At 68.6% G+C, this 7,449-nt stretch carries 8 protein-coding genes; 6 read left to right on the forward strand and 2 right to left on the reverse strand.

The features are described 5' to 3' along the window. Positions 1-77: 77 nt before the first annotated feature. The 3 genes from KBY47_RS20720 to glmS all read left to right on the forward strand — a co-directional run bounded on the left by KBY47_RS20720 (position 78) and on the right by glmS (position 3,844). Complete coding sequence (locus tag KBY47_RS20720) at positions 78-1,088, forward strand: ATP-binding cassette domain-containing protein (protein ID WP_210922772.1); 1,011 nt, start codon at positions 78-80, stop codon at positions 1,086-1,088. Next, positions 1,085-1,900 (forward strand): ABC transporter permease, encoded by an 816-nt coding sequence (locus KBY47_RS20725; RefSeq protein ID WP_210922774.1) that lies wholly within the window; start codon positions 1,085-1,087, stop codon positions 1,898-1,900. Before KBY47_RS20720 ends, KBY47_RS20725 begins: the two co-directional genes overlap by 4 nt. A gap of 96 nt (positions 1,901-1,996) precedes the next feature. Beyond that, positions 1,997-3,844: a glutamine--fructose-6-phosphate transaminase (isomerizing) gene (glmS, locus tag KBY47_RS20730; RefSeq protein ID WP_210922777.1), complete on the forward strand. Its 1,848-nt coding sequence runs from the start codon at positions 1,997-1,999 to the stop codon at positions 3,842-3,844. Here the strand turns inward: glmS and KBY47_RS20735 are convergent. Continuing rightward, positions 3,805-4,026: a DUF397 domain-containing protein gene (locus KBY47_RS20735; RefSeq protein ID WP_210922778.1), complete on the reverse strand. Its 222-nt coding sequence runs from the start codon at positions 4,024-4,026 to the stop codon at positions 3,805-3,807. The genes glmS and KBY47_RS20735 overlap by 40 nt on opposite strands. Before the next feature lie 10 nt (positions 4,027-4,036). Beyond that, the gene (locus KBY47_RS20740) at positions 4,037-4,888 is read right to left on the reverse strand and encodes a helix-turn-helix transcriptional regulator (protein WP_210922779.1); all 852 of its coding nucleotides are present in this window, start codon (positions 4,886-4,888) and stop codon (positions 4,037-4,039) included. Positions 4,889-5,096: 208 nt separating this feature from the next. Between KBY47_RS20740 and KBY47_RS20745 the strand changes: the two genes are divergently transcribed. The 3 genes from KBY47_RS20745 to KBY47_RS20755 are packed head-to-tail and all read left to right on the forward strand — an operon-like array spanning position 5,097 to position 6,910. Then, complete coding sequence (locus tag KBY47_RS20745) at positions 5,097-5,507, forward strand: ATP-binding protein (RefSeq protein ID WP_210922781.1); 411 nt, start codon at positions 5,097-5,099, stop codon at positions 5,505-5,507. Next, on the forward strand, positions 5,504-6,511 hold the full coding sequence (locus KBY47_RS20750) for a hypothetical protein (protein WP_308405218.1): 1,008 nt from the start codon (positions 5,504-5,506) through the stop codon (positions 6,509-6,511). The genes KBY47_RS20745 and KBY47_RS20750 overlap by 4 nt, the downstream gene beginning before the upstream one ends. A gap of 27 nt (positions 6,512-6,538) precedes the next feature. Further along, complete coding sequence (locus tag KBY47_RS20755; RefSeq protein WP_210922783.1) at positions 6,539-6,910, forward strand: holo-ACP synthase; 372 nt, start codon at positions 6,539-6,541, stop codon at positions 6,908-6,910. The last annotated feature ends 539 nt before the right edge of the window (positions 6,911-7,449 follow it).

A 7,449-nucleotide genomic window follows, 5' to 3' on the forward strand; every position in this document is an offset into this window, starting at 1 on the left:
GGGAATGTCAGTGGCGTGCGTCACAGTTGTGGGAAGGGTGGGCCCAGGCCGGGGTCCACGGACCCCGAGGGGTGACCATGACGTACGCGATCGAGGCGGAAGGCCTGGTCAAGCGGTTCAAGGAGACCGAGGCGCTGGCCGGGGTGGACCTGGGGGCACACAAAGGGACGGTTCTCGGGCTGCTGGGGCCTAACGGGGCAGGCAAGACGACGGCTGTGCGGATCTTCGCCACGCTGCTCCAGCCGGACGGCGGGCGGGCGCAGGTGGCGGGCCATGACGTGGTGCGGGACGCCGGGGTGGTCCGTGCCCTGGTCGGGCTGACCGGGCAGTACGCGGCGGTCGACGAGAACCTGACCGGCACGGAGAACCTGCTGCTCATCGGGCGGCTCCTCGGCATGAGCCGACGGGAGTCCAAGGCGCGGGCGGGGGAGTTGCTGGAGCGGTTCCAGCTGACGGATGCCGCCGGGCGCGCTGTGAAGACCTTCTCCGGTGGGATGCGGCGACGGCTCGACCTCGCCGCCTCCCTCGTCGGCCGCCCCAGCATCCTCTTCCTCGACGAGCCCACCACCGGGCTCGATCCGCACAGCCGGGGTGAGCTGTGGGACATGCTGCGGGGGCTGGTGGCGGACGGGGCGACGGCCCTGCTGACCACGCAGTACCTGAACGAGGCCGATGTGCTCGCCGACGACATCGTGGTGATCGACAAGGGCCGGGTGATCGCCGAGGGCACGCCGGATGAGTTGAAGTCGCAGGTGGGCGGGCAGGTGCTGCAACTGCGGCCGCTGCTCGGCCGGGATCTGGAGAGGGTGCACGCGCTGGTCACGCGTGAGGCCGGGCGGCAGACCCAGATCGAGGGGGAGCTGGTCACCGCGCCGGTGAAGGACCCCCAGCTGATGCCCGCCGTGGTGCGCACGCTCGACCGCGAGGGGATCGCGGTCGGCGAGCTGGCGCTGCGGCGGTCCTCGCTGGACGAGGTCTTCCTCGCGCTGACCGGGCACCGCGCCGAGCCGGGCGACGCCGAGGGCAATGGCGGGGCCGCCGTGCACGAGGACGACAACGAACTCCAGAAGGCGGTGATGCGGCCATGACCGCCGCCACCGGTGCCGTCGACGCCCCGATCACCCAGTCCGGACGGGTCCGGCCCCTCGCCGGGCTTCAGCAGACCTTCACCATGGCGTGGCGGAGCCTCGTCGCCGTCAAGCACAACCCGCTGGAACTGGTGGACTACAGCATCACGCCCATCATGTTCGTGTTCCTGTTCACGTACGTGCTGGGCGGGCAGATGGCCGGGTCGCCCGAGGCGTACCTGAAGTACGCGCTGCCGGGGATCATCGTCCAGAACACCCTGTTCATGACCATGTACACGGCCATGGCACTCAACACCGACCTCACCAAGGGCGTCTTCGACCGGCTGCGCAGCCTCCCGATCGCCCGCTCCGCCCCCCTCGTCGGCCGCATCACCGCCGACCTCGCCAAGCACATATGGGCGATGCTGCTGATGCTCGGGCTGGGGCTCCTGCTGGGCTTCCGGGTCACCGGCGGGTTCGACGGGTTCCTGCTGGGGCTGGTGCTGGTCGTGGTCTTCGCGGCGGCGGTCTCGTGGTGTGCGGTGCTCATCGGGATGCTCGCGGGGGACGCGGAGAAGGTGCAGGCGTTCGCCTTCACCTTGATCTTCCCCATCACCTTCACCAGCAGCGCGTTCGTCCGCGTCGACACCATGCCGGGGTGGCTCCAGGCATGGAGCGACGTCAATCCCGTCACCCACCTGTCCGACGCCTTCCGCGGGCTGCTGCTGGGCGGGCCGGTGGCGGAGCCGGTGCTGTGGTCGCTGGTGTGGGCGGCTGGGATCGCCGTCGTCTTCTATCCGCTGGCTATGCGGGCCTATCGGGCGAAGACGTGAGCGGGGTGTTGGGGGCGTTCGTACGGTGGTGGGAATTTCCGAATTCGGGCAGGCAGGGGCCGGTTCGGACGGTCATTCGCACGTAGGGTGCCGCACATGTGCGGAATCGTGGGATACGTGGGGCCGCAGTCGGCTCTTGAGGTCGTGATGGCCGGGCTGAAGCGGCTGGAGTACCGGGGGTACGACTCGGCGGGCGTCGCCGTCCTCGCCGACGGCGGGCTCGCCACCGCCAAGCGGGCCGGGAAGCTCGTCGCCTTGGAGAAGGAGCTGACCGAGCGGCCCCTGCCGACGGGGCCGACAGGGCTCGGGCACACCCGGTGGGCCACCCACGGTGCGCCGACCGATGCCAATGCCCATCCGCACCTCGACAACGCCGGGCGCGTCGCCGTCGTGCACAACGGGATCATCGAGAACTTCGCCGCGCTGCGGGCCGAGCTGGAGGAGCGGGGCCATCAGCTGGCCTCCGAGACCGACACCGAGGTCGTGTCGCATCTGCTCGCCGAGGAGTTCTCGTCCTGCGCCGACCTCGCGGAGTCGATGCGGCTGGTGTGCCGCAGGCTGGAGGGCGCGTTCACGCTGGTCGCCGTACACGCCGACCAGCCGGACGTGGTCGTCGGGGCGCGGCGGAACTCGCCGCTGGTGGTGGGGGTCGGGGAGGGCGAGTACTTCCTCGCCTCCGATGTCGCCGCGTTCATCGCCCATACGCGGGACGCCATCGAGCTGGGGCAGGATCAGGTCGTCGAGCTGCGGCGGGGCGGGGTGACCGTCACCGGGTTCGACGGGCGTCCGGCGGACGTACGTTCGTACCACGTCGACTGGGATGCCTCCGCCGCCGAGAAGGGCGGCTACGACTACTTCATGCTCAAGGAGATCGCCGAGCAGCCGAAGGCGGTCGCCGACACGTTGCTGGGGCGTATCGACGGGTCCGGGTCGCTGCGGCTGGACGAAGTGCGGATTCCCGCGAGTGTGCTGCGCGAGGTCGACAAGGTCGTGATCGTGGCGTGCGGTACGGCCTTCCACGCAGGTCTCATCGCCAAGTACGCCATCGAGCACTGGACGCGGATTCCGTGCGAGGTGGAACTGGCGTCGGAGTTCCGGTACCGGGATCCGATCCTCGACCAGCAGACCCTCGTCATCGCCATCTCCCAGTCCGGGGAGACCATGGACACGCTGATGGCCTTGCGGCATGCCCGGGAGCAGGGCGCGAAGGTCCTCGCCATCTGCAACACCAACGGGTCGACCATCCCGCGGGAATCGGACGCGGTGCTCTACACCCATGCGGGGCCCGAGGTGGCGGTCGCCTCCACCAAGGCGTTCCTGACGCAGCTGGTGGCCTGCTATCTCGTCGCGCTGTACCTAGGGCAGGTGCGCGGGACCAAGTACGGGGACGAGATCCGCGACGTCGTCTGCGACCTGTCGGAGATGCCGGGGGCCGTCGAGCGGGTGCTCGGCACCATGGAGCCGGTGCGGGAGCTTGCGCGGTCGCTGGCCTCGAAGGGGACCGTGCTGTTCCTGGGGCGGCACGTCGGCTATCCCGTTGCCCTCGAAGGCGCGCTGAAGCTCAAGGAGCTTGCCTACATGCACGCCGAGGGGTTCGCGGCGGGCGAGCTGAAGCACGGGCCGATCGCCCTGATCGAGGAGGACCTGCCCGTCGTCGTGGTCGTGCCGTCGCCCCGGGGGCGGTCCGTCCTCCACGACAAGATCGTCTCCAACATCCAGGAGATCCGGGCCCGGGGTGCGCGGACGATCGTCATCGCGGAGGAGGGCGACGAGGCGGTCGTGCCCTACGCGGATCACCTGGTGCGGGTGCCCGTGACGCCGACCTTGCTCCAGCCGCTGGTGGCGACGGTGCCGTTGCAGGTCTTCGCCTGCGAGCTGGCGACGGCTCGGGGGAACGAGGTGGATCAGCCTCGGAATCTGGCGAAGTCGGTGACGGTGGAGTGACGCCGCTTCACCGTGTTGAGGAAGGTGGCGAAGGCTTCGGGCCGGAAGGTGAGTATGGCGTTGGCTGGGGCCTTTGAGTCGCGGATGCGTATGCGGGTGGAAGAGGTGGCGATCTCGACGCAGTTGTTGCCGTCTCCGCCGCCGGAATAAGACGACTTCCGCCAATTGGTGGGTGTGGTCATGAAGAGTTCCTCACAATTCCTTGGCCACGTTGTGGATGAAGTCACGGGATCGGTCGGGGTCGAGTGACACCGCCTCAACTCTACGGAAGAGCGTTCGAAGGACGTTGAGTTGAGCTTCGGAGTCGATGAAGTCCGTTCCGTGAGGTGCGTCGCCGAGGGCGGTGTCGAGCCGTGGCACGGTTCCTCCCGCCAGCATCATGGAGGTCCAGGTGCCGCCGAAGCCGTCGAGGTCGAAGGGAATGACGCGCACGGTGATGTGGTCAGCTTCAGCAAGCTCGATGACACGGGCGAGCTGGGCTCGCGAGACAGCGCTGTCGCTGACCTTGATGCGCAAGGCTGCCTCATGGATCACCGCCTCGTACCGCACAGGTGCGGGTCCTTCCAGGATCGCCTTGCGCTGCATGCGATGGGCAACGCGTAGTTCCAGATCATCTGGGGGGAGTTCGGGAACCCGCGACGAGAAGGTGGCGCGGGCGTAGTCCTCCGTCTGAAGCAAGCCGGGGATGTAGAGAAGTTCCACGTCGTGCCGGTATGTGGCGTGGTGCTCCAATTCGGCGAGGTCAAGGAACGGCGTGGGTAGCTGCCACTTGTACTTCTCCCACCAGCCTTTGGTTCGATCGCTGGCCATGGCCACCAGGGCGTCGATCAACTTGCCATCCGTACACGAGTAATTCGAGGCGAGGCGGCGGAGTCGCTGCTCGCTCACCCCCGACAAGCCGTTCTCGATCTGGCTGATCTGGACGTTGCTCACGCCCAGCAGAGCGGCTGCCTCACGGGAACTGAGTCCTGCGGCCTCGCGGAGCCTGCGCAGCTCCACTCCCAGGCGCAACTGTCGTGCCGTCGGTTCACGCCTCGTGGGCATCGGCCGCTCCTCGGTACAACGCGCCCGCGGGCGCGACTCGTTCGGGGTCAGATTACGCGACCGGCTTGCAGTGCCGAAACATTCAGGTCTACCGTCAGTGACGTAAGCGGTACGCAGTGGAAGCGCACCGCAGTCGTCCTGCCGTGTCGGCTGCGGCAATGACACCGCTCTGCCTCCATCCCCCAAACCACCGAACCGGAGTTGACGCATGCCCGAAAACGAGTCCTGGGAGTACACCCTCTACATCCCCAACGACCTCCGTGCCGTCACGGTGAGCCGCCGTACCCTCCGGCTCATCCTCACCATGCACGGCCTCATCCGGTTCGTGGACGTGGCCGAACTGCTTGGGGCTGAGCTGGTGTCCAACGCCGTACGGCATACCAAGGGGCCCGCTGCCCTGCGTGTGCGTTGGCTCGCCGGGGTGTTGCGGATCGGGGCGTGGGATGCGGATCCCGCTCCACCTGAGCCGCCGGTGCCGTTCGAGCGGAGCGCGGACGCGGAGGAAGGGCGGGGGCTGGCGCTCGTGCGGGCCTGTTCGGATGTGTGGGGGTGGCAGCCGCTGGCCAGGGACGGGAATCGGGGCAAGTGCGTGTGGTGCGAGCTGACGTCGGCGGCGTGAACGTTTCGGCGCCGCTCGAAAGAGTGAACGCTCCCGTGTTTATCGGATCTCCCGGACTTCGGATCAGGAAAGTGGCGCACATGGTCACATCCACCCACGAGACCTCTCACCGGATCTTCCAGGATCACCCTGAGGTTCTCGCCCCCGTCTTCACGGCGCTGGGGTTAACTCCACCCGCGAAAGCGGACATCGAGGCGATCACGCCGGACGCGACAGAGGTCAAGCCGCTTGAGCGGCGCGTCGATACGGTGCTGAAGGTCGTTCCCTCGGAAGGGGACGCTTTCCTCCTCGCCATTGAGGCGCAGACCTCGCCAGCTCCTGACAAGGGGGTGAACTGGGCGTATTACGTGGCGTACTTGCAGGCGAAGTTCGGGCTGCCGGTGCTGCTTCTCACGGTCTGCCGGAACAAGGGAACTGCTGCGTGGGCGGTCGGGCCCTTCGAGTGCCGGGTCGGCACCTGGTCGACCTTGGTCCTGCGCCCGTTCGTGCTGGGTCCGGACAGCGTCGCCCGAATCACCGACGAGTCGGAGGTGGCTCGGCATCCGGCGATGGCGACTTTCGCGGCGATCGTACACAGCGAGAGCGAGGGGATCAGCGGCATACTGAACCTGCTGGCTCACGCGATGCGGTCGTTCGACAAGGCCACCGCCAAGTACTGGTCGGAACTGCTGGAGATCGGCCTGGAGAACACTCCGGCCAAGGAAACGTGGAGAGAGCTGGAGAAGATGGTCGTCAGTTACTTCCCGGGCAGGGGCACCGTTTTCGAGGAGGCCTACCTTGACGGTGAGGCCAAGGGGGAAGCCAAGGGCGAGGCGAAGGGCAAGGCAGAGGGCGTCCTGCGTGTCCTTGAGGTTCGGGGCATTTCCGTCCCCGACGCCGTACGGGAGCGGGTGGTCGGCTGTACCGATCTTCCGCTTCTCGACGAGCTGCTCGCGCGTGCCGTCACTGTAGAGCGGGCGGATGAGCTGTTCGTTGAGGGTACTGGGGAGGACGCGGGCTCCTGATCCGACCCCCGCCGTAAGGTGCTCGGCATGAGCATCATCGGGGTCGGCATCGACGTGGCCGAGATCGACAGGTTCCGGGCGTCCATGGAGAGGACGCCCGGGCTGGCGGAGCGGCTGTTCGTTGAGCGGGAGTTGGTGTTGCCCAGCGGGGAACGCCGGGGGGTTGCCTCGCTCGCGGCACGGTTCGCGGCGAAGGAGGCGCTGGCCAAGGCGCTGGGGGCGCCTGCGGGGCTGCACTGGACGGATGCCGAGGTGTACGTCGAGGACAGCGGGCAGCCTCGGCTACGGGTGACCGGGACGGTGGCTGCACGGGCGGCGGAGTTGGGGGTGCGGTCCTGGCATGTGTCGTTGAGCCATGACGCGGGGGTGGCGTCGGCGGTGGTGGTCGCGGAGGGGTGAGGCGGCGGGTTCGTTGCCTTGGTTGCCGTTGGGGCCGCCCGCTTCTTGGCCAGTGTCGTGCTTCCACGACCCGGCCTCAAGGGCGCTCCGCTACGCTCCGCGTCGGCTACGCCGATCGGCCTGCGGCCGCCCCTTGACCCCGGCCCGCTCCAGCCCGGGTGAGAAGCGAGCGGACGGCCCGGAAAGACGGGTGGCCGAGCCGTGCCGGTCCCTTGGGTGGGCTGGGTGGTGAGCGTGGGTGGTGAGGGCGCGTCGGCGCCTCGCCAGCACGCCGGGCCGGCTTGGCGGCTTGCGGCTCGGTGGGGGTGGAGGGCGCGCCCGGTGGCAGGGGGCACGCCGGGATCGGCTCAGCGGCCATCGCCCGGTGGCGGGCACGCATCAGGCGGGGGCGGCACGCCGGGATCGGCTTAGCGGCCATCGGCCGGTGGGGGGCGCGCGTCAGGTGGGTGGCGGCACGCCGGGATCAGCTTGGCGGCTGTCGGGCGGTGGGTGGTGTGCGTCAGGCGGTCGGGGCACGCCGGGTGAGCTTAGCGGCGGAT

Origin of the sequence: Streptomyces sp. B93 (assembly GCF_018070565.1) — a bacterium.
Classification (GTDB): domain Bacteria; phylum Actinomycetota; class Actinomycetes; order Streptomycetales; family Streptomycetaceae; genus Streptomyces.